This window comes from Pseudoalteromonas sp. JB197 (assembly GCF_002332205.1).
In the GTDB taxonomy this organism is placed as follows: domain Bacteria; phylum Pseudomonadota; class Gammaproteobacteria; order Enterobacterales; family Alteromonadaceae; genus Pseudoalteromonas; species Pseudoalteromonas nigrifaciens.
Window position 1 is genome coordinate 301,985 of the sequence record NZ_NRGZ01000002.1, and the last position, 21,797, is coordinate 323,781.

Annotated in this window: 23 protein-coding genes; 6 read left to right on the top strand and 17 right to left on the bottom strand. The window is 39.7% G+C overall.

Annotation, left to right across the window (positions count from 1 at the left end; all coding sequences use genetic code 11):
* The first annotated feature begins 41 nt into the window (after positions 1–41).
* Positions 42–701 carry a class I SAM-dependent methyltransferase gene (locus CIK86_RS16500; protein WP_086995509.1) on the top strand — a complete coding sequence of 220 codons (660 nt, stop codon included), beginning with the start codon at positions 42–44 and terminating at the stop codon, positions 699–701.
* Positions 702–820: 119 nt separating this feature from the next.
* On the opposite strand, the gene CIK86_RS16505 is transcribed toward CIK86_RS16500, so the two are convergent.
* Complete coding sequence (locus tag CIK86_RS16505; RefSeq protein ID WP_011329694.1) at positions 821–1,273, bottom strand: Lrp/AsnC family transcriptional regulator; 453 nt, start codon at positions 1,271–1,273, stop codon at positions 821–823.
* 104 nt (positions 1,274–1,377) lie between these two features.
* On the opposite strand from CIK86_RS16505, the gene CIK86_RS16510 reads away from it, so the two are divergent.
* Positions 1,378–2,022 carry a LysE family translocator gene (locus tag CIK86_RS16510; RefSeq protein ID WP_086995512.1) on the top strand — a complete coding sequence of 215 codons (645 nt, stop codon included), beginning with the start codon at positions 1,378–1,380 and terminating at the stop codon, positions 2,020–2,022.
* Positions 2,023–2,134: 112 nt separating this feature from the next.
* On the opposite strand, the gene CIK86_RS19405 is transcribed toward CIK86_RS16510, so the two are convergent.
* The 6 genes from CIK86_RS19405 to CIK86_RS16535 all read right to left on the bottom strand — a co-directional run bounded on the left by CIK86_RS19405 (position 2,135) and on the right by CIK86_RS16535 (position 5,953).
* Positions 2,135–2,428, bottom strand: a complete 294-nt coding sequence (locus CIK86_RS19405; protein ID WP_343252014.1) for a zinc ribbon domain-containing protein — start codon at positions 2,426–2,428, stop codon at positions 2,135–2,137.
* On the bottom strand, positions 2,340–2,639 hold the full coding sequence (locus tag CIK86_RS19410; RefSeq protein ID WP_257010468.1) for a helix-turn-helix domain-containing protein: 300 nt from the start codon (positions 2,637–2,639) through the stop codon (positions 2,340–2,342). Before CIK86_RS19410 ends, CIK86_RS19405 begins: the two co-directional genes overlap by 89 nt.
* A gap of 123 nt (positions 2,640–2,762) precedes the next feature.
* Positions 2,763–4,202, bottom strand: a complete 1,440-nt coding sequence (locus tag CIK86_RS16520) for an IS66 family transposase (protein WP_086993120.1) — start codon at positions 4,200–4,202, stop codon at positions 2,763–2,765.
* Positions 4,203–4,500: 298 nt separating this feature from the next.
* Entirely contained in the window at positions 4,501–4,893 is a 393-nt protein-coding gene (locus tag CIK86_RS16525; protein WP_086997238.1) for an ACT domain-containing protein, read from the bottom strand.
* A gap of 39 nt (positions 4,894–4,932) precedes the next feature.
* Positions 4,933–5,496 carry a hypothetical protein gene (locus tag CIK86_RS16530; RefSeq protein ID WP_086997234.1) on the bottom strand — a complete coding sequence of 188 codons (564 nt, stop codon included), beginning with the start codon at positions 5,494–5,496 and terminating at the stop codon, positions 4,933–4,935.
* A 1-nt stretch (position 5,497) separates the two neighbouring features.
* Positions 5,498–5,953, bottom strand: coding sequence for a YaiI/YqxD family protein (locus CIK86_RS16535; protein WP_086997231.1), 456 nt, complete (start codon positions 5,951–5,953; stop codon positions 5,498–5,500).
* A 119-nt stretch (positions 5,954–6,072) separates the two neighbouring features.
* Here CIK86_RS16535 and CIK86_RS16540 point away from each other — a divergent pair, with 119 nt between their 5' ends.
* Positions 6,073–6,597: a lipocalin family protein gene (locus CIK86_RS16540; RefSeq protein ID WP_086997228.1), complete on the top strand. Its 525-nt coding sequence runs from the start codon at positions 6,073–6,075 to the stop codon at positions 6,595–6,597.
* Between the two features lie 164 nt (positions 6,598–6,761).
* Here CIK86_RS16540 and CIK86_RS16545 read toward each other — a convergent pair whose 3' ends face one another.
* Genes CIK86_RS16545 through CIK86_RS16555 form a run of 3 tightly spaced genes read right to left on the bottom strand, consistent with a single transcriptional unit; the run spans position 6,762 to position 9,045 of the window.
* The gene (locus tag CIK86_RS16545) at positions 6,762–7,097 is read right to left on the bottom strand and encodes a DUF3325 domain-containing protein (protein ID WP_086997225.1); all 336 of its coding nucleotides are present in this window, start codon (positions 7,095–7,097) and stop codon (positions 6,762–6,764) included.
* Entirely contained in the window at positions 7,094–8,695 is a 1,602-nt protein-coding gene (locus tag CIK86_RS16550; protein WP_086997222.1) for a PepSY-associated TM helix domain-containing protein, read from the bottom strand. The genes CIK86_RS16545 and CIK86_RS16550 overlap by 4 nt, the downstream gene beginning before the upstream one ends.
* Positions 8,692–9,045: a hypothetical protein gene (locus CIK86_RS16555; RefSeq protein ID WP_086997219.1), complete on the bottom strand. Its 354-nt coding sequence runs from the start codon at positions 9,043–9,045 to the stop codon at positions 8,692–8,694. Before CIK86_RS16555 ends, CIK86_RS16550 begins: the two co-directional genes overlap by 4 nt.
* A gap of 204 nt (positions 9,046–9,249) precedes the next feature.
* Here CIK86_RS16555 and CIK86_RS16560 point away from each other — a divergent pair, with 204 nt between their 5' ends.
* A complete protein-coding gene (locus CIK86_RS16560) occupies positions 9,250–9,606 on the top strand; it encodes a VOC family protein (RefSeq protein WP_011329684.1) in 357 nt (118 codons plus the stop codon).
* Between the two features lie 151 nt (positions 9,607–9,757).
* The gene (locus CIK86_RS16565) at positions 9,758–10,336 is read left to right on the top strand and encodes a uracil-DNA glycosylase family protein (RefSeq protein WP_041454961.1); all 579 of its coding nucleotides are present in this window, start codon (positions 9,758–9,760) and stop codon (positions 10,334–10,336) included.
* A gap of 280 nt (positions 10,337–10,616) precedes the next feature.
* Here the strand turns inward: CIK86_RS16565 and CIK86_RS16570 are convergent, their stop codons facing one another.
* On the bottom strand, positions 10,617–14,672 hold the full coding sequence (locus tag CIK86_RS16570; RefSeq protein WP_086997216.1) for a DEAD/DEAH box helicase: 4,056 nt from the start codon (positions 14,670–14,672) through the stop codon (positions 10,617–10,619).
* A gap of 181 nt (positions 14,673–14,853) precedes the next feature.
* On the opposite strand from CIK86_RS16570, the gene arfB reads away from it, so the two are divergent.
* Positions 14,854–15,267: an alternative ribosome rescue aminoacyl-tRNA hydrolase ArfB gene (gene arfB, locus CIK86_RS16575; protein ID WP_011329681.1), complete on the top strand. Its 414-nt coding sequence runs from the start codon at positions 14,854–14,856 to the stop codon at positions 15,265–15,267.
* A gap of 225 nt (positions 15,268–15,492) precedes the next feature.
* Here the strand turns inward: arfB and CIK86_RS16580 are convergent, their stop codons facing one another.
* From CIK86_RS16580 to CIK86_RS16605, 6 genes are all read right to left on the bottom strand, one after another.
* Complete coding sequence (locus CIK86_RS16580; protein WP_086997213.1) at positions 15,493–16,542, bottom strand: DUF2955 domain-containing protein; 1,050 nt, start codon at positions 16,540–16,542, stop codon at positions 15,493–15,495.
* A 10-nt stretch (positions 16,543–16,552) separates the two neighbouring features.
* On the bottom strand, positions 16,553–17,620 hold the full coding sequence (locus tag CIK86_RS16585; RefSeq protein WP_086997210.1) for an HlyD family secretion protein: 1,068 nt from the start codon (positions 17,618–17,620) through the stop codon (positions 16,553–16,555).
* Complete coding sequence (locus tag CIK86_RS16590) at positions 17,610–18,101, bottom strand: MarR family transcriptional regulator (RefSeq protein ID WP_086997207.1); 492 nt, start codon at positions 18,099–18,101, stop codon at positions 17,610–17,612. Before CIK86_RS16590 ends, CIK86_RS16585 begins: the two co-directional genes overlap by 11 nt.
* Before the next feature lie 231 nt (positions 18,102–18,332).
* Positions 18,333–19,220 (bottom strand): fused MFS/spermidine synthase, encoded by an 888-nt coding sequence (locus tag CIK86_RS16595; RefSeq protein ID WP_041454960.1) that lies wholly within the window; start codon positions 19,218–19,220, stop codon positions 18,333–18,335.
* Between the two features lie 13 nt (positions 19,221–19,233).
* Positions 19,234–19,854, bottom strand: coding sequence for a fused MFS/spermidine synthase (locus tag CIK86_RS16600; protein WP_011329676.1), 621 nt, complete (start codon positions 19,852–19,854; stop codon positions 19,234–19,236).
* A 223-nt stretch (positions 19,855–20,077) separates the two neighbouring features.
* Positions 20,078–21,517 carry an IS66 family transposase gene (locus CIK86_RS16605; RefSeq protein ID WP_086993120.1) on the bottom strand — a complete coding sequence of 480 codons (1,440 nt, stop codon included), beginning with the start codon at positions 21,515–21,517 and terminating at the stop codon, positions 20,078–20,080.
* Positions 21,518–21,797: the final 280 nt, after the last annotated feature.

Sequence of the window (21,797 nt, forward strand, 5' to 3'; positions counted from 1 at the left end):
TATGATCCCCAAAAAACTTGGGGTCTATAAAGGAAGTAATAATGCCAACATTTACAGATGATCAAGCAACACAATACGATAGCCGCATTACGCGACTAGTACCAGGCTACGAGTTATTGCATCAACTAACTAATGCGCAACTGCAAGCCACATTAAAAGATAACGCACATATTTTAGTGGTAGGGGCGGGGACTGGCAAAGAGGTAATTGAATTAGCTAGCATTAATCCAACATGGAAGTTTACCGCACAAGATACCTCAAACGACATGCTTAGTGTTGCTAGCGATAAGTTTGCTGAGCAAGGAATAAGCGATAGAGTAACTGTACATTGCGGGCCTTTAGAAAAACTTAAAACTAAAGCCGATGCAGCCTTATGCTTATTAGTTCTACAGTTTGTAGAAGATAATGGCGATAAAAAGCAAGTTCTTAAAAACATTAAAGCAAGTCTGAACAAAGATGCTGCGCTGTATATTGCTGATTTAATGCGCCCAGAAACCTTATTTGAGCGTGATGCCCAGCTTTTAACTTGTGCAAAACTAGGCTTAGGTGAGGCTGGACAAACTCATATTCGTCATAGCCTAGAAAATGAATTTTATCCGTTAGATCGCATGCGTTTTAGCGAGCTACTGCATGAGTGTGGATTTAGCACTATTCCTAAATTGTACTTTAAAGCGCTAGGTTTTAGCGGCTATGTAATTTAGTAACAGCTTAACTAAATAACTTAGTAACTTAGTAACTTAGTAACTACACCACCTAGTAGCTAAGCTTTAAATATTAAACAGCCCCGCCTAGCGCAGGGCTTTTTTAATGGGGTATATAATTAAAAATGCAGGTTTCGGGCTCGAACAATATCTTTCATCACAATGGTTGAGGTTAAACGTTGCACGCCTGGCAGCGCCGACAGTTTATCATCGTATAATTTTTGAAACGCGCCTAAATCCCTAGTCACCACATGTATTAAATAATCAGGTGTACCAAACAAACGCTGCGCATTAGTTATTTGTGGAATATCTTCAACTGCTAATTCAAGTTTAGCCAACGATGCTTTATCACCTTCTTTAATAGTAATAAAAACCAACGCAGAAAAATTAAGCCCTACTTTTTCTGGAGAGATCTCCGTCCTATAGCCCACAATAGCTTTGGTTTTTTCTAATTCTTTAACTCGGCGGTGACATGGCGAAACACTAAGCCCCACGCGATCTGCAAGTTCTGAAAGAGTGAGTCGGCCATCAACTTGCAGCTCAGCAAGAATTTTCCGATCTATGCTATCCATATTCAATTGTTTCCTAATAATGGCGTTTAATAAGGTAAAATATAGTATTTTTTCCCCATAAGAAAGCAATAAAATAAGCTCCCAATTATTTTAGGTTATTGTTGATGGATATTAATGTTATTTTTTCTTTTTGGCTGGTGTCAATATTGTTTGTACTTACCCCTGGTGCTGATTGGGCGTATACCATAAGCGCAGGAATTGCGGGAGATAAAATTATTCCGGCAGTTTCAGGGCTCTTGTTAGGCCACCTTATTGCCGCGCTGATTGTAGTGGTAGGTTTGGGTGCTATTTTAGCTTCTCATGTGATGTTAATGAAATTTTTAACCTTATTTGGCGCACTGTATGTTGTTTGGATCGCGGTTTCGCTTTATAAAAACCCGCCAGTACCCGCAGTATATAATGGCGCTGCTAGTGAATTAGGCGAAACACCATTAAAGTGGATGAAAAAAGGCTTTATTATTAGCGGGTTAAATCCTAAAGTAATGCTGCTATTTTTAGCATTATTGCCACAATTTGTATTTCCGACCTTTTCATTTTCGATCACCGAACAGCTGTTAGTATTAAGCGTAATTCATTTAATTGGCTGTGGCTTTGTATATTGGTTTATTGGTGTTAGCGCCCGAAAAATATTAAGCAATAACCCTGCACTTGCGATTAAATTTGGCCGACTTTCTGCCATTATATTATTTATTTTAGGCTCTTTAATGCTGTTTGATAGCGCACAAAAGCTACTAATACACTTACAGTAATACACGCTTGACATCCTCCCCCACCTCGCTTCGCGCCCGACAAGTCGGGAAAGGAGGGGGATTCCTGTTTCATAGCGTATCGCTTTAAATTCAAAAGAATCTAAAGTCTTACTTACGCTCCACAGGCTAACACTGTCTGCCCGACAGCTTTAATATTCAGTGCCGCATTTATGTCGCGGTCTAGCTCGCTAGAGCATTGAGGACACGACCATTTGCGGATATGTAACGGCAAGGGATCGACAACGTAACCGCAGCAATTACAGCGTTTAGAGCTTGGATACCACTTATCAATCTTAACTACAGTTCGACCGTACCACTCAGTATTTAGCTCGACCCTCAAAGAAGTTCTTAAAAGCAGTTTGTTGGTTTCTGATTGCTTGCTGCAAAGGAACGCTAGAAACATCATTAAGCCAAGGGAACTCAGGGTTTTTCTTGAGTTCAGTTAGATAGCTTGATGCTTTGCTGTAGTTAATCTTGATTTGCTCATTGTAGTAAGCATCAGTACGCCAACGAAGAATAGAGTTGTAAACAAAACGCGTACAGCCAAACGTCTGTTCAAGTAAGGTTACTTGCTCAGGTGTTGGGTAGAACCGTTGTTTAACCGCTATCTCTTTCATGCCTTACAAGATACACAGTGTTTTTGTAAGATTCAAGCTCTATTGTTAGCGCGTTGCGCTAAAACCTTACATCCCCGACCTAAAGGACGGAGTTTTTCGGCTCAAATGATAAAAAAATAGTAACTATTCAGCCTCATCTGAAATGAATATATCAGGCAGCTGATTTTTGAATAATAACTCAAGGGCTAGGCTTGCAGATACATATTGTTTTCTGCAAGTCGATAAATAGCTTCTCAGCAAGCAGAACATTTCAGCTCCTTGCTTACTTCTAAAACACCCCGATATTTTTTGATGAACCTTGGTCATCCTAATATCATTCTCGCCTTGGTTGTTGGTAAATGGCACGCCAGTGCTCATCATGAAACGTAAAACATCATCTTGATAATCTCTTAGTCGTTCCAATAATGCGCGGGATTTGGTTCGCTTTAATCGGCCTCGCTGACCTTTCACTCGGCTACTTTTATCTGGTGGTGGACATTTAGCGTCACCTTGAAGCAATATTTTTTGATATTGCTCACGATATTTCTGTTTAGCCCCTTTATCTAGGTCGGGATTATCTATTTGAGCTTTATTCATTTCTTTAAGTAAGGTTTGCATATCCTTCGCCCATTGCATGCCGTCTTGCTCCCAAGCCCTTTCTAATTCTCGGATGTGGTGAGCATTACATAATGCATGTTGGCATTGGGTATATTGATAATATGGCTTCCAATGGTCATGACATAGCACACCGGTAAAGTGCGGTAAAATACCGGCCTCATCCATCGCTATTTTTCCTCTTTTTTCATGAGGATAAAAATAAGTCCACCAAGTCGTTGATGCACCATGAAGCCATCGCCGTTTACCGCCGATATTAATGCCAGTCTCATCAACATGCAAAGTTTGATACGGGCTTTGTAATGCCGCTTTGATGATACCTTCTGCGCCCGATGACTTTACCAGTGCCGCTGCTTGTTCATTAAAGTTAAATAAACTGCCGGCACTGATCGGAATACCTAGTTGGTCACTAAAGTATTCTTCAATGCGGTTATAAGGGAGTAATTGATATTGTGATAAGTAAACCGCATGGGCTTTCACACCAACACCATATTGAATAGGACCGTTAACACCTTGGGGGAATTCACCAACAAACCGCTTCCCTTGCTCATTCTCAAGGATTTGAGCCTGGTATTCGGTCACCACTTTACTGATATCTATATCGACGACTTGTCGCTTTTGAAAACCCACCTCACGATAGTGACCTTTAGGTAAAAAATCTCGGTCAACTAAAATGACTTGTACCTCATCAGGTGTTTCTGTTTGAGTCAGCGTTTTACCTACTCGGCCTTTTTGTCCGCCAGCTGATTTTTCTGACTTCTCTCTCGTTGGCTTTGTACGGTTGATATCTTTTGATGGAGGAATGCTACTATTTTGACTATTAAGTCCTAATTTACTAGCTAGCATAACAACGACAACAAGAATGAGTTCAATAGACATCTTCAACGCTGGCGAGAGTGTTTTATCTTCTTGTAACTGAGTTTTAGTTTGCTCAACTATTTCAGTGATATTTATGCTGTTTAAATTCATTAAAGCTAGAGCGATAGGGTAATAGCTCTAGCTTGGCATACTGGCAGGATCAGTCAATAGCTAAAAAAGATCCTTAGAAAATAATTTGTCTTGGTGAATAGTTACAAAAAATAAAGCCTAAGCAGTACTTTAAACACCGCTTAGGCTTTTTATTACTAATATTGTCTTGCCCTCAAATATATTTAAAAACGTAGGTCGGTTAAGCGAAGCGCCACCCGAAGAACGAATGCCACCATCACTCAGATCATTGTATATCACCTTAAAATAGCTCTCATTTAACATTTAAAGCCAAGCTAGTCTAACCAATCTCTTTCAGCGCATTTAACGCTGTATGGGCTTTATCTGCTTGTACAAAAATATGGTCATGATAAAACGCAGCTACCACATTAGCGCTAATGCCATGCTCTGTCAGTTTGGCAGATACTGCCGCTGTTAAGCCTACAGCCTCAAGGCTGGAATGTACGTTAAGAGTAATTAAACTATATTTTCCCTCGTAAGTAATTCCTGCTTTATCGGCAGTTTCAGCTTTCAAAATAAGGGTTAGCCCTTCTTCTTCAACGTAAGTGGCCAGTGGGTTTAAATGAACATAATCGGCAAGTGAGCCTGCCAAACAGCAAAATATATATTCGCCTTGTTTAAGCACAGGCTGCATTGATTTTAATAATTCGTTTATAGCTAAAATTCCGGCCATAACTGTTCCTTGTACTATTTTTTGAATTGTTTGTAGCGCTCATAAACTACTTTTAAGTTGCGCGACAAGCTCGCTCAATCGTGCAATTTTTATATTACTTAGTTGTCTGTAGTCGAAATACGGGCACACAATAATATTATTATTAGCGTCTATTGCAAACTCGTCATCGAGCCAATCAAACTGCGTTTGTAATTTACCGTGTTGGAGTAAATTTTTAGCGTGGGTACGCCCTGCAATTATGTGCAGTTGGTTTTTATTGCTAGAAGCTTTATCTGCAGAAGTAATAGTAAGATTAGGCGCGCTAAACAGTAGGGCGGTTTTACTGTTTTTTTGAAGTAAAAATTCATCGCGATATTGCTGCCAAGTAGGCGCTTGTTTAGCAAATGAGTAATGCTCACTAGGCAGGGCAAATAATACTTTAGCGTATACGTTAAACACTTTTCGCCAACCATTACCGCAATGTTGGTTTATAGTATTTATTTGCTCATTAATAACGGGCTCTAGGCTGTTGAGCGTTTCGAAATAGGGCATTGGCGGGGCTTTTGCTACGTACACCGCCACTTTAAATTGCTCGTCACCTAAACCAATTAACTGCTTACTCAAATTAGCCTGCCTTATTTTGCGCTAAAATACGATCGAGATTATTAGCAAAGTTTTGGCGATCAGCTTGGCTAAGCGGCGGCGGCCCGCCACTCATTTCTACGCCGCTTGAGCGCATTGTATCCATAAAATCGCGTACGTTAAGTATTGATCGAATATTCTCGGTAGTATAAAGCTCGCCGCGCGGGTTGAGTGCTTGCCCGCCATTATCAATTACTTCGCTGGCCAGCGGAATATCGCCGGTGATCACTAAGTCACCTTTGGCAATGCGTTTTACTATTTCGTCATCAGCAACATCAAAACCCGAAGACACTTGTAGGCGGCTAATATATTTTGATGGCGGGATACGCATGGCATGATTAGCCACTAATATGGTTTCGGTTTGTGTGCGCTCTGCGGCCCTAAAAAGCATTTCTTTGATAACCACTGGACACGCGTCTGCATCTACCCAAATTTTCATGATTAAATCTTTAAATTGCTCTAGTATTTAATTGATCCTATAGCAATTTTTTTTAATCGGCTAGCAAACTTTATTATAGCTATTACGTAATATTAATAACCACTCAAAAAGGAGCTTAAATGAACAAAATAAAATATTTTTTACTCACCATTACACTATTTTCACTCAGTGCATGTACTAGTCCGCCAGAAGGGATCACTGCGGTTAAAAACTTTGACTTACAAAAATATCAAGGTAAATGGTACGAAATAGCACGGCTAAATCATTCGTTCGAAGAGGGTATGGAGCAGGTTACTGCTAACTATACTATTAATGACGATGGCACTGTAAAGGTAATTAATAAGGGCTACATTACTAAAGAGCAACAATGGAAGAATGCTGAAGGCCTTGCAAAATTTGTTGGGGATTCTGACATAGGACATTTTAAAGTATCGTTTTTTGGTCCATTTTATGGGGCTTACGTTATTTTTGAACTTGAGCAAGCTGATTACCAATATGCATTTATAACGAGTTATAACAAAGATTACTTATGGTTTTTATCACGTACGCCACAGGTAGGCGATGAGTTAAAAGAGCACTTTTTAAAAACAGTTAAAGACTTAGGCTTTGCAACTGAGCAAATTATTTGGGTTAAGCAAAAATAAATGTAAAGGGGGTTTACAGTAAATATTTACCGCTAGAGCAATTGTAATAACTATTTAAACTTAATGCTCGCAATAACTAAAATGGCAAGCAATGAGCTTACCATTTTAGTTATTTACTACTTATTTAAAACTACACTAGCAGATCAGTATTTTACTAACTTAGCCTAGTTTAATACTAAAAGTAGAGTAGTTAAGGCTGTTACAACCAAATTTAACACACTAAAAACTTTAACAAGCTGAGTTATAAAATTATAAAAAACCATTATAATTAAAGCGCTTAGCGACATATAACCACAAAAAAGCAACGCACCATACCCGCCTTGATCATTCACACAAAGGAGCAGACTTAGTAAAATACTGATCCAAGCGGTAACTAGGAGGTATTTTCTTTGTAAATTAGTCGGCCGTTTTTTAAAAATATCTTTAAAATGATTAAATTTAGCCAACGCAAACGCGTTAAAAGCCAGCAAACAGAGGCTAAATTGTAATAACTCCATCATGCTTTTTGCCCTTTTAAGTCAGAACTAGTATTTTTTTTTATCGCTTTTGTAGTTGGCTTGGCAGTACGTAATTTTTCGGTTTGTATAAAAAACAATATGCCTGAGAGTATAAACAGCGCATCAAAGGTGAATAACGCCCACTGTTTATTTATTAAATAACTAACTATATTACCGTTAGTTGTTAGCGCATTAATTACAGGCACTGCTAAACAGGCTAAGCTATTTATTGCCGCCATAACTCGCCATTGCACTCTATCGCGCTTTATAAGCGCTACAATAGCCACCACAAGCCAGGTTAAAAAGAACGCCAACACTTCTTTATCAGCACGCCCGGCAACTTGTAGGCTAAGTACTCTATTAGCAATAAAAAACGCACAGGTAGCTAAAGGAAGCCCCATTAAAGTAGCTAGGTTTAATCCTTCGACTAATTTTAAGCCAAACGATGGGTGAGCATTTTTTTTCATTCGCTCACGTAAGCGTTTTGCCCACATAATGCAGCCAGAGGCAATCATTACACAACCCGCAATACCTCCTAAAAAGTAGAGCCAACGTAGTAATGGTTCGGCTAAGCGCCCGGTATGCATTGAGTTTAACGATTCATAAAGCGCTTTACCTGCACTTAGTTCTTCATCGGTTTGGGCTACTAACTCCCCAGTGGCGCCACTAAATATTAACCGCGGCGTTTGGTCACGAAATGCTTTTTGTGGGCTAACTAGTACAGTGATAGTTGATGCTGCCATATTAGGATTACTTACCTGTACACGGCGAATATCAGCATTTGGCCACTTAGTATAAAGTTGATCTAAAATGCTATTTACTTTTACCATAGGCGCTGCACCCTGCGCTTTGTCAGTTACATTATTACGCGGTGTAACATCATTAAAAAAGTCTCGCATACCTTTGTCGTAACTAGTTTCTGCCGGGTAAGGAAACAGCATAAAGATTAAGGTAATTAACCCAGTGTAGGTAATCATTAAATGAAAGGGCAGGGCTAATACTGAGCTTATATTATGAGCGTCGAGCCATGTACGGCTGCCTTTATTGCGCCTAAAGGTAAACATATCTTTAAAAATACGCTTGTGGATCACCACCCCCGACACAATGGCAATCAGCATAAATAAACTTGCAAAACACACAATCCAGCGCGCTGTAATAACATCTATGTAATGTAAATCAAAATGCAGGCGATAAAAAAAGTTACCGCCTTTGGTTTCTCTAAAAGGTGCAAGCGGCTGCATAGTATTTGGATCTAATTGCGTGTCTTCAAATTTACTTCTACGCTGGCCCGGCTCTTTAGGTTTTGCAAAGCCGTAGGTTAAGTAAGGTACGCGTTGTTCAGGAAGTGTTATACGCCAATTTGGGGCATTGCTTGCTTGAGCGTTTAAGTAATCAAAACCTGTAATTATTTGCTGTTTTTGGGCACTTATACGATCAGATTGTGCTTGAATATTATGAATTTCGGGCTGATTCCATAAACTCATTTCGTCTCTAAAAAAGCTCAACGTACCAGAAAAAAAGATCAAATAAAGTAACCAACACACTAATAGCCCAACCCAGGTATGTAACCAGGTCATTGAACGAAAAAAACTATCCTTCATACCCAACCCTTTATTAGTGCTAATAAACTTAATTGTGCTGCAGTAGCTAGTAAAATACTGATCCATACTGTTTTTAATGACTTAACATAAAAAGCGTAAATAAATACCAGCGTATAAATTAAAATACTTAACGACACGCTCATCAAAACTGCATCCGCTTTATTTAGTGGCAAAATAGCGCTCAGTAGCGAACAGCTCACCGCGGTAAAAAAGTAGCCACCGACAATGGCAATTAAAAAGCGTAAACACACTTTAAAAGCATAACTAAAATGGCTTATGTGCTGAAATATCAAAAGCGGCTTTAATAAAAGCAGCTTAGTTGACCCTAAACTAAGTGATGAAGCCTGCATAATGAGTCAATCCCTTAAATATGGCGAAAAATAAAAGTGCTATTATATAGTTTATGAATGCAAAAGATAGTGATTCCTATTTGCATGCGTAAATTAACTTTAACTTAGTATAATATTGATCCCAAATACGCTTAAGCGCCTTGCTTGGTAGTTAACTTAGGTTTATGGTTAATTTACCCTTTAAAAATAGTAAGTAGAATAATGATGAATAATCACGAAAAGCTAAACTATGTAGAGTTTCCAGCCGCTAATTTAACCGCAACTAAAGCGTTTTTTAGCCAAGTTTTTAATTGGCAATTTACCGACTACGGCCCAGACTACACGGCTTTTAGCGGGCAAGAGCTTAATGGTGGGTTTTACCAATCGCCGTTAAAATCGAGTACTGAAGAGGGTGGGGCGCTATTGGTTTTTTACAGCAGCGATATTCATGCAACACAAAGAAAAGTAACCTTATACGGCGGTAAAGTAATTAAACCTATTTTTGAATTTCCTGGCGGTTGTAGGTTTCATTTTACCGAGCCAAGCGGTAATGAGTTTGCAGTATGGGCTGAAAAACACTAGGTTATATAACAGGTTAAGTGCATAACCAGTAATAGATCACTATTATACTAACTAGTAGTTAGGCACGCTAAAATAAACCGATTTTTTTACCAACTCAATACCACAAATAACGAATAGAGGCCTAAATTTGAGTGAAAAACAGTCAAAAAAGATAGAATTGAATGAATTAGTAGCTCAAGTTAGTAAATGCGTGATCTGCGAGCCGCAATTACCGTTAGGAGCGCGCCCCGTTATACAATTTAACCCTAACGCCCGAATATTAATTGCAGGCCAAGCGCCCGGTATAAAAGTACACCAAAGCGGTATACCGTTTAACGATCAAAGCGGTGAACGCCTAAGGCAGTGGTTAGGGCTTACTAACGATCAGTTTTATGATGCCAATAACATTGCAATTTTACCTATGGGGTTTTGCTATCCGGGTAAAGGCAAGTCGGGCGATTTACCACCACGTAAAGAATGTGCCCCAGCTTGGCGCGCGCAGCTTTTAGCCGCCTTGCCTAATTTACAGCTCACTATTGTGCTAGGTAAGTATGCTCAGGCTTATCATTTACCCGACACTAAAAAGCTACCGCTTACTGAGTTAGTAAAATCGTGGCGTGACTATTGGCCAAGCCATTTAGTACTACCACACCCCAGCCCGCGTAATAATATTTGGCTTAAAAAGAATCCTTGGTTTGAACAGGAGGTACTGCCAGAGTTAAAAAAACGCGTAGCAGAGGTATTATTGTAGGCAAGTAGCTTGTTGCCGCGCACACCTAATGCAAACATTTAAATAATTATATTTTCGTTGAAAATATTGCGCCAGCAAGCTTAGCGCCTACGAGTAAAACCAAGTACGTTTGCTTTTGTCTACTCATATTACGCGTATCTAATGCAAACATTTAAATAATTATATTTTCGTTGAAAATATCGCGCCAGCAAGCTTAGCAACTTCGAGTAAACCTATGGCTGTGCTTAAATTTTATTGTAAGTGCGACTTTAAATCGCACTTAGTACTAAACGCTTTATTTTTACTGATTTTGCAACAAAGACAATAACTGATCTTTTGATAATTGCCCGGTGTTGCTGCTGCCGCTGAGCACTTTGTCGGCAAGGGCTTGTTTGTGCTCATGCAGTTGCAGTATTTTTTCTTCTATGGTGTTTTGCGCAATTAAACGATACACGGTTACAGGGCGTGTTTGCCCTAAGCGGTGCGCTCTGTCGGAGGCTTGCTGCTCAACCGCGGGGTTCCACCAAGGATCTAAGTGCAGCACATAGTCGGCGGCAGTTAAATTAAGCCCGGTGCCGCCAGCTTTTAAACTAATTAAAAATAAAGGCGCCTCACCTGCCTGAAACTTATCAACCTGTTGCTTGCGTTTGTTGCTGCTCATGCTGCCATCAAGGTAACAATATGCTATACCGCGTTTTTTTAGTCGCTGTTCAACTAATTTAAGTACATCAACAAACTGGCTAAAAATAAGTGCTTGGTGATCATTTTCAAGTAATTCTTCAATTATTGCTTCGGCGGTGTCGAGTTTACTTGACGGTAACTTACTGTTTTCAATTAATAACTGCGGAGCAATACACGCGCGGCGCAATTTAGTTAATGACGCCAATATAGTAATGTATTGGCTGTCTTCTTGGCTGGCTTGCTCAAGCGCGTTTAAGCGAGTGGCTTCGTAAAGAGCTTGCTCTTTATCGCTGAGCGCAAAAGTAAGGTTTATTTCGGTTTTATCGGGTAACTCGGTAAGTACCGTTTTTTTATTACGGCGTAAAATAAACGGCGCAATTAATGTTTTTAACGTATCAGCCTGCTGCTGATTTTTATCGGCATTACCAAAGCGCTTTTTAAACTCAGCTAATGAATGTAAAAAACCCGGCATTAAAAAGTTAAATAGGCTCCACAGTTCACCTAAATGATTTTCGATAGGTGTGCCCGAAAGCGCAACTTTAAACTGGCCATTAAGTGCAAAAGCAGCTTTAGCGCGAAGGCTTAATGGATTTTTAATGGCTTGTGCTTCGTCTAGTACAATATTGGCAAATTCGTACGCAGCTAATTGATCCCCTATTAAAGGTAATAAGCCATAACTAACAATTACTAGGTCATTAGCGGTAGCACCGGCTAGCACCTCATCAGTTGCGGCTGCATTATCAATAGTTTTAATATTGAGGGTAGGGGTAAATCGCGCAGCCTCTACCTGCCAGTTATGACATACCGATTTTGGCGCTATAACTAAGCTGGCACCTAAAGCACTGCGCATTTGTAATACGTTGAGTGTTTGTAGCGTTTTACCTAAGCCCATATCATCGGCTAAACAGGCATTTAACCCCCAGTTAGCCAGTTGCATTAACCATTTTACGCCAACCACTTGGTAGTCGCGTAATATATTAACTAAATGCGCGGGTAATACAGGTTCACTTGGGCGCTCAAATTTAGCTAAGCGCTGTTGCCAGTTTGCACCAAAGCTAACATCACTCAATTCTGCAGCACTGTGATACAAAGGAAGAGCGCGCGCATTAGCAATACGAAGTTGATCGTCGGGGGCGTTTTTAGTTTTACTTTGCATGCCCTCTAAGCGATTTAATAAGTTAGTTAGGCGCTGATCTAATAATAACGAGTTATTTTCGTCAAACTCTATAATACTGCCACGACGCGGGGCTTTAAGGAGTGTTTGCAAAGCAATAATTTGACCATCGGGGAGCGATAATTTACCACTAACACTGAGCCAATCGTTATCATCATTTAAATTAAGAGAAAGGTGCTTACTATTGGCAACCTTCATACCTTGGGCGTTTTCATCCCAACTTAATACTAGTGCGTTGTCTTTTTGCGCGGCTTCTAATTGTATTATGGCTTGGCTAATATCTTCTGGTAAATAAAACTGCTGATGCGCGCTGTTATACTGCGGATGCTCTTGATCGGCAAATACGCCAGCTAAATTACTAAGTAGGTTTTTTAAAGCGCGTTTTTCTGCTTTTAAATCACGTTTTACAACGCTGTTATCGGCTTGCTCGTTATCGCTATAGGCTAAGGTTATTGCGCCTATTGCGGGCTCAACCCATGGGCCGTCAACACCAAATGGCATAGTATAAAAGTTAACGTCTATACCCATTGGGGTTAACTTAATTACTGCGGCTAAATCAACAAGCCCTTGGCGCACGTTATTAACCGCAGAAAACTCGCTGCGGCTACTGCTAATATAATGATCCTCCGACAAGGCCTCTAATGCCGCATTAAGTTGTGGCAGTTTTTCTTCTGTTAAGTTATTAGGTTGCTGAGCAAGCAGGCTATTTAGTTTGTGTTGTTTGTCGTCTACTACAAATACTTGGTAACTATTAGCGTGGCTGTGGGTAAGTAAAAAGTCGCCGTCTATGTCGGTAATTTTAGGCTGTATAATTAATTGGTAACAGTCGTTAATATTTTGCCCAATTTCAATTATAAATTCACCTTTGTTAAGCGTAACTAAATTACCTTTAATGTCTTCAAGCCCTTTGAAGTTAATTAGCGCTTGCAACACCGCGCTGGTTGCTTGTACTTCACTGTAACCAAAGCCCGCATGATTACTAATTACTTGCACTAAATTATGATCGGCTGGGCTAAGTAAATGTCGGTATTGAGCATTGTCAAGATCATAAATATTTACTTTACGGCCTTTAGTCCATTCGCCTTTGCTGTTGTGTTTTTGCACTTTGGCTTGAATAAGTGGCAGGTCTAAATGGGTAAGGTCTAGCTGCCAAACTAGGCGCTCATTTTGCGTTGGAGTATCTATTTTACTTACTTCATTTAACCAACGCTGCCATTGTGGCACGCGTTTAAAATGCTGTAATAAACCGGTATCTGGCAATGGTGTATCGTGCGTTAGCCAATTTGCTAAATGCGTGCACTGCTCACCTAGCCAGTGCTGATGCTGTTGGCTTGAATGAATTAATTGGCTCAGCAGTTTACTGTTATCTCTAAGGGCATTAGTTTGCTCTTCGCTGCCGTGCTTTATTAAAGCCAATAATAGGCAAAAAAGAGGCGCTAGTGCATTTGGGTTTGCCTGTAGGTTTGCAATCGTATCGTGTAGTAAGCGCTGCTCAAAACTTATTACTTTTTCGGGTGCGAGTAACAAAAATTCAATGGCTTGCGTTGTGCTACTGAGCTCGCCGAGTTGTTTGTTATACCAATTTTTATGTGTTTTTAGCTGTTTTAAATCGGCTTCAGTACCACTGGCATATAAACACACCATATACAGTAAACCGCTTATTTCACACGGATAGCTACCCTTAACAAAGGTTTTACGATAAAGCGTTAACCCCGTTTTAAATTGTTGCAGCGCTAATTCTAAATGAGTGCCGTCAATGGCAAGGCTATTAGCCTGACTAAATATTACTAAGTTACTGTGCGACTTATCAATGAGTAATTCATTATAGTCAGGTTGTTGCAGCAGCGTAGCTAAGCTTTCGTTTAGGTAAATTCGCTTACTTGGCTCAATAGTGGTTGCGGTACTTTGTACTATTGATGGCCATGAATGCTCAGCAGTTAGATTAAAAAATTCACCGCGAATAAAATGCTCTAAACATATTTGTTGCCACTGCGCGGGTAAAGCTAACCACAGCTGCTTACTGTATTTTGATTGTGCTAGTAAATTAATAAAGTGATGATCAATTTCAGGCTCTGCAGATGACGCTAACGGCGAGCCTTCACTTTTCTCAATGCTATTAAATAGCTCAAACATAAACATTAAAGCACTGTCGTTAAAGCGGTATATGGTGGTTATTTGCGTTAAAAAGCTTTTAATTAAGCCAGGGCAGTACTCTAACAAACTTACAATTGCATATACGATGGCATCAATAGAAAGTTTATGATTTTGCCTAAACGGTTGCTCCCAAACCAGTGATTGTTCTTCTAACTCGCGGGTAATTTTTTTTACTTCGGCGAGTGAAAACGAATACCCGTTTATAAAATGATTAAATAGCAGTTTAGAAAACAGCTGAGGCGAATTTTGATAGCTGTAAGATGAAGAACTTAAAAGTAAACTTAATAAAACACAAAGCTTTTTTTGATCATCAATCGTGGTTACTGGGGCAAAAGTAGATAAAGACATAAAACACTATAATAAACACAAGATAACTGAGTATATACTCCCGCGCCTTTAGGTTACAACCTAAAGGGCTGCTTAACCCGTTAAGGGTTAAATTTACGCCAATTAATAGCTGCTTACCTTGATTTGGGTATAGTTAATTACAAATGGTATACTAGATTTTTATAAAAACTAGCTGAGTCTAATGTTAACTATTTCAAATACCGTGACCATTGATGAATGGGAAGTCGAATTAACCGCAGTTCGCTCGCAAGGTGCCGGTGGACAAAACGTTAATAAAGTAGCCAGCGCTATCCATCTTCGTTTTGATATTAACCGCTCTAAATTACCCGACTTTTATAAAGAACGTTTACTTGCACTAAACGACAGCCGCATAACCAAAGACGGCGTATTAATAATAAAAGCGCAAAGCCACCGCACACAAGAGCTTAATCGCGAAGATGCATTTAAACGCTTAAAAGATCTAATTATTAGCGCAACTAAAGTAAATAAAGCCCGCAGAGCCACTAAACCGAGCCGTAATTCGCAGCGTAAACGCATGGATAAAAAAACCAAACACGGCCAAACCAAAGCGTTACGCGGCAATATTAAGCTTTAAAAGTAAGGCGTTAAGCTTGCTGACGCGCGGGCGAAGCCCGAATATTTTCTTGATATAAGACTTCTTCTTTTTCTGATATCTATTTTATATGCGTCTGTTTTTTGTGTAATAGCCCATTAAGTAAATTATTCACAAAAAAGGGATGAGGCGCTGCGCTTTAAAGAAGAAAGGGAAGTGGGCTGCAAACTCAGCGCTTGTAACCCAAAATCAGCATCGATGTTAACGCTAATCGTAGGTATGATGGCGTGTAGTATTAAATTTATTTAATAATCTATGCATCGCATATACCGCACTTAAGCTAATAACAACAGCCACTGTCACAGAGCTAAACCTATACAGCGCACTGTAAATCAAGTCTTGCCCCGGGGCTAACGACTGCCCAAATAAAATACCAAACGTGGTTAAAACACCAAAGCCAATGCCCGGCGGCCCCCCACCTAAAATATGAAAACGACTAAATATAAACGATAAAATCCACAACACAATAACAGGAAACAGTAAAAAGTCGGTATGGGTGTATAAAAATAGCTGCGACAAAAGTGCGGCATTACAGCCTATAAGCGTGCCAATTATACGCTGCCAACTGGCTATGCCTGCGGCTTTCCAGCATAACGAAAATAAAATTAAAATAGATGCCGCCTGCGCCGAAATAGAGTCTTGTAAATCCAGTGCCTGAAAAACAATAAACGATAACGTAGCCACGCTCGAGCACAACAGCACTTCGTGGCGAATACTTGCTTTATCTTTTGTTGGCACTGCACGCCCAGGGCGCGCAGTAACATCGGGAAATAAACCATGCATTACTGCTGCAATTACTACAGTTAAAATAATGGCTATACCGTTACTTAAAATAAGCGGATAAATACTGCTACTACCAGTTACATAGCTGGCAAAGTGTAATTGAATCGATAAACTAACCGCACCTAAGGCACCAAACAAAAAGCCACTTCCGCTACTCATTTGGTAAAATAAAATACAAAAGCAGGCAAATACAATCAGTACCATAAGTACCGGCAAGTGCGAAAATAACCCCTGCAATATAAGCACAACAAGCGCGCTAAATGCGGCACTGGCAAAAAACTGCCTAACCACAGATTTATTTAACGTTGGCACTAAACCTAATAGCAACATGGGGTAAACAGTAAAAAAAATCCCATTTGGCCAGTTCATTAATTTACTAATAGCAAACCCTAACGTGCACCCGCCGGCAATACGCAGCGCTTGGCGTAGGCCGTTAGAGTCAAGTTGTGGAGACTGGCTAATTTTTTGACTCATTTTGCCTCCACTAATAAATGTAATGTAACCAGCTAATAAAACGTATTTGTGATGCGCCTAACCATTGTCCAAATTTTGACTCTGGAAGTAGTTGCACCGTAGCACGCGCGCCACTAGGCATATTAGCAATTAGCGCTTGATCGTTTTTTAATAACTGCAAATGAATACGTTGGCGCTGTGCGTCGCGTACCCAACGGTTACTGGTTTCGGTAGTGCTTAGCAAGCCATTGGCACTTAATTGGCCATCGCTTACACCCGCTTCAAAAGTACTAATTTTTGCGTCGTATACTTCACCGGGACAGCTATCAAAAACCACTTTTGCTAAACTACCTGGGTGCATATTAAGCAGTGATTTTTCACGAAAGTCGGCTACTAAATCAGCCTTTTTAGCCACAATAGCTAACAAAGGTTGGCCACTAAGAGCATAAGCACCGTCAAGTAATTGCAAGTTGGCAACCACACCATCGCTTAAAGCACGTATTTGTGTATACGATAAGTTAAGCTCAGCTTGCGCTAACTGATTCGCTCCATGGCGCAGCGCTAAGTTATCCTCCCCTGATGTGCCACGCGCTAAAACAGCTTCGGCTAATTGCGCTTCAAAAGCCGCTACGTTTGATTTACTTGCAGCAAAGTTAGCCCGAATACTCTCCAGCTCTTGTTCCGATATAGAGTTTTGCTTATAGAGCTTTTCGCCTCTACTTTTTAATAAGCTTTGCTCATGTTGTTTTGCTTTAGCTGCACTAATTTGTGCCTCAAGCGCTTTAACATTAGTATCAAGGCGTTTATTTTGTAATTTGGCATCATCGAGGGTTAGTTTAGCTTGTTCAACAGCCAGTAAGTAAGTACTTTGATCTATCTCAAACAATATATCACCAGCCTTTACCGGTTGGTTATTGCTAACTAACACCTTAGTAACACGGCCACTTATTTGCGGTGAGATTTGTACTACTGGGTGGTAAACACGCGCTTGTGGCGTTACTGGCAGCCAAATATCGGCTATAACATAGTATAAAAACACTAAAATGAATCCAACGAGTGAAAGCCTCACATAGCGCGCAAATTTTTGGTCAGGTGTCATTGTTAACCTTATTAGAACTGTGATATTTAATATAATTTTTTGCGTTGTCTTCCATTTTAATTAAACCATGAGCCATTGCATCTAACTGCTCATCGTTTAGTCCATTATAAAGCTGATTTTTAATATCAGTGATCTGTGCCTCTACCGCCTTTAATATATTGCGGCCTTGCTCTGTAAAATAAATTTTTTTACTGCGCTTATCGTGCTTATCAACTTGACGGGTAATAAGAGTAAGCTCTTCGAGTTGCTTGAGGGTACGCGTAAGCGACGGCATTTCTATGCCTAAACTATGCGCCAACGCTTGTTGAGTTACTCCCTCTTTCAGCATATTTATATGCACCAAAGCAATCCAACGCGATTGAGTTAAGCCTAGCGGCTCAACGGCAACTGTAACAACTTCTCGGCATAATCTATGCACTCGACCCATACTGCCACACAAGGTTAAATCGAGTGTTTCATGAAAAGGAACCGGTTTAGACATTTCAACCTCTAACTACTTAGCATGCTAAGCACTTTACCATTAGTTAGCATGCTAAGTAAATATTTAGCTAGGGTTTAGTAAAGGTTTAGCCGCTAAAACACTAGGGGTTGTTGATCTTTTAAGATTTAATTTGCAGCGTTATATTTGGTTTTAGGTAAGGCAGAGCCTGTGTAGTGTGGTTACTCCCATAAAAAGGCGGTAACCACACATAAATACCAAACACGCCCTAGGCTAAAAGTTGAGTAGGTTAGCAGGGGAGTATTGATCGGTAAGGACTTTTGTATTTTCAGGCCAATCGTGATTATTTTTTGTAAAGTGCAGCATTTGGCTAATAGCTTTAATATTTACACCGTAAGGCAATAGCAGAGGGGTTAACTCACTTACGCGTTTATTTATATGCGCTTGGGTAAGGGTACTTTTATTGCCGGCTAAAATAATACGATTACTGTGGTTTTTTCGGCTAACGTTAATAAAGTCGCCAAAAACAGCGTTATAAGTGGCCGACTCGTGCTCGTACAGTTTGCTCGATGAAAACGTATTGGCCGCAATAACGCCGTCACTCGCAAGCACACTTTTTAACTCTTCAAAAAACTCTTTAGTTAGTAAATGTTCGGGAATGTAGTCGCCATTAAATGCATCTAAAATTATCCAATCAAACTGCTGTTTTTTAAGCGCCGCACGTTTTATAAAAATACGACCATCTTGTACTTTTGCCGTTACCTTAGTACTTTCTTTAAAATTAAAGTAATCGCGGGCCACTTTAATTACCGCAGGATCTATTTCAATATTTTCGATTATTGCCTTAGGGTAAAGCTCTGAAATGGTGTTAGACAAAGTGCCACCGCCTAAACCAATAATAAGTACTTTTTTAGGATCTTCTATTAGCAACAAGCTTGAAAACACCAATTTAGTGTAATTAAAAACTAACTTTTTTGGCTCGTTAATATACATGCAACTTTGACTACTTTGGCTAGATTTTTCATCAAACTTTAAACAGCGTAAATTACCGGTTTCTTCCACTAATATATTACGATAAAGCGAGCGCTCGCTATGTATTGTTTTAGCCACACTTAAGTGTGAAAACAACAAGCTTAATAACATCAGCACATATAAAACCATGTAAAAATTGCTTTTATGCATAACGACGCTCCGCTAAAAATAGTTTATTTACCAGTATGGCTAGTAAGCCTAATACCGCTAAAGTTAAGGCAAAACCAATTATTATGGCGTTTACGTCAAACGCGAGCACCATATAAAATGAGGTAATAATAGTGCCTAGTGCGCTGCCCAAGGTACTTACAAAATATAACCCGCCAGCAACTTGGCCGCTGTGTTCGCTGTCGGTAACTAAAAGCCGAACCGAGTAAGGGGAGATCATACCTAATATAATAGTAGGAACAAAAAATAATGCCGTAGAGGCGAGTAACGAGCCATAGCGGCTGTCTTCAATGTGAGTAAAAATAAATTCCATTATCGGGTTAGCAAATAACGCAATGGGCAACACCATAATGCTTGCCAGTAAAAAAATACTCCCGTACTTGGCTAGGCTAGGGCGCTTAATTGACATTTTACCGCCAAGTAAATAACCAAACGATAGGCTCAGCATAAATACCGTAATTATACTGCCCCAAATATGTACGCTACTACCAAAAAACGGCGCTAAAATACGCCCACCTAATAGCTCAATTCCCATAATACTAAAGCCACTACTAAAGGCCAAAAAGTAAATAAGTGCATTGGTTTTGTTTAACATTTTATAATTCTTATCGTGTTATTTTTGTCCATATTAACGTGATGCTCAATAACTGGCTATGCTTTATTTTTATACTGTAAAGGGCGTTTACAGTACTGCCCCAAATGAAGCAGCTAAGGCAACCAACTAAAACCCAATTAAGTAGACACCCACTTTATAATTTATCAATTAATTAGACACCCATCTTAAAAACCAGTGATTATTTAACTAAGAATAGTTGTAACTATTCAGCCTCATCTGAAATGAATATATCAGGCAGCTGATTTTTGAATAATAACTCAAGGGCTAGGCTTGCAGATACATATTGTTTTCTGCAAGTCGATAAATAGCTTCTCAGCAAGCAGAACATTTCAGCTCCTTGCTTACTTCTAAAACACCCCGATATTTTTTGATGAACCTTGGTCATCCTAATATCATTCTCGCCTTGGTTGTTGGTAAATGGCACGCCAGTGCTCATCATGAAACGTAAAACATCATCTTGATAATCTCTTAGTCGTTCCAATAATGCGCGGGATTTGGTTCGCTTTAATCGGCCTCGCTGACCTTTCACTCGGCTACTTTTATCTGGTGGTGGACATTTAGCGTCACCTTGAAGCAATATTTTTTGATATTGCTCACGATATTTCTGTTTAGCCCCTTTATCTAGGTCGGGATTATCTATTTGAGCTTTATTCATTTCTTTAAGTAAGGTTTGCATATCCTTCGCCCATTGCATGCCGTCTTGCTCCCAAGCCCTTTCTAATTCTCGGATGTGGTGAGCATTACATAATGCATGTTGGCATTGGGTATATTGATAATATGGCTTCCAATGGTCATGACATAGCACACCGGTAAAGTGCGGTAAAATACCGGCCTCATCCATCGCTATTTTTCCTCTTTTTTCATGAGGATAAAAATAAGTCCACCAAGTCGTTGATGCACCATGAAGCCATCGCCGTTTACCGCCGATATTAATGCCAGTCTCATCAACATGCAAAGTTTGATACGGGCTTTGTAATGCCGCTTTGATGATACCTTCTGCGCCCGATGACTTTACCAGTGCCGCTGCTTGTTCATTAAAGTTAAATAAACTGCCGGCACTGATCGGAATACCTAGTTGGTCACTAAAGTATTCTTCAATGCGGTTATAAGGGAGTAATTGATATTGTGATAAGTAAACCGCATGGGCTTTCACACCAACACCATATTGAATAGGACCGTTAACACCTTGGGGGAATTCACCAACAAACCGCTTCCCTTGCTCATTCTCAAGGATTTGAGCCTGGTATTCGGTCACCACTTTACTGATATCTATATCGACGACTTGTCGCTTTTGAAAACCCACCTCACGATAGTGACCTTTAGGTAAAAAATCTCGGTCAACTAAAATGACTTGTACCTCATCAGGTGTTTCTGTTTGAGTCAGCGTTTTACCTACTCGGCCTTTTTGTCCGCCAGCTGATTTTTCTGACTTCTCTCTCGTTGGCTTTGTACGGTTGATATCTTTTGATGGAGGAATGCTACTATTTTGACTATTAAGTCCTAATTTACTAGCTAGCATAACAACGACAACAAGAATGAGTTCAATAGACATCTTCAACGCTGGCGAGAGTGTTTTATCTTCTTGTAACTGAGTTTTAGTTTGCTCAACTATTTCAGTGATATTTATGCTGTTTAAATTCATTAAAGCTAGAGCGATAGGGTAATAGCTCTAGCTTGGCATACTGGCAGGATCAGTCAATAGCTAAAAAAGATCCTTAGAAAATAATTTGTCTTGGTGAATAGTTACGAATAGTTTTGTTCAAATACTAACAATAAGTGTGGGTGTTTGTTTAACTATTAACTATTAAGTAGACACCCACTTTAAAAACCAGTGATTATTTAACCAAGAATAGTTTTACTCAAATATTGATAATAAGTGTAGGTGTCTACTTAACTCTCTATCTGAAATAATTATCTAGACA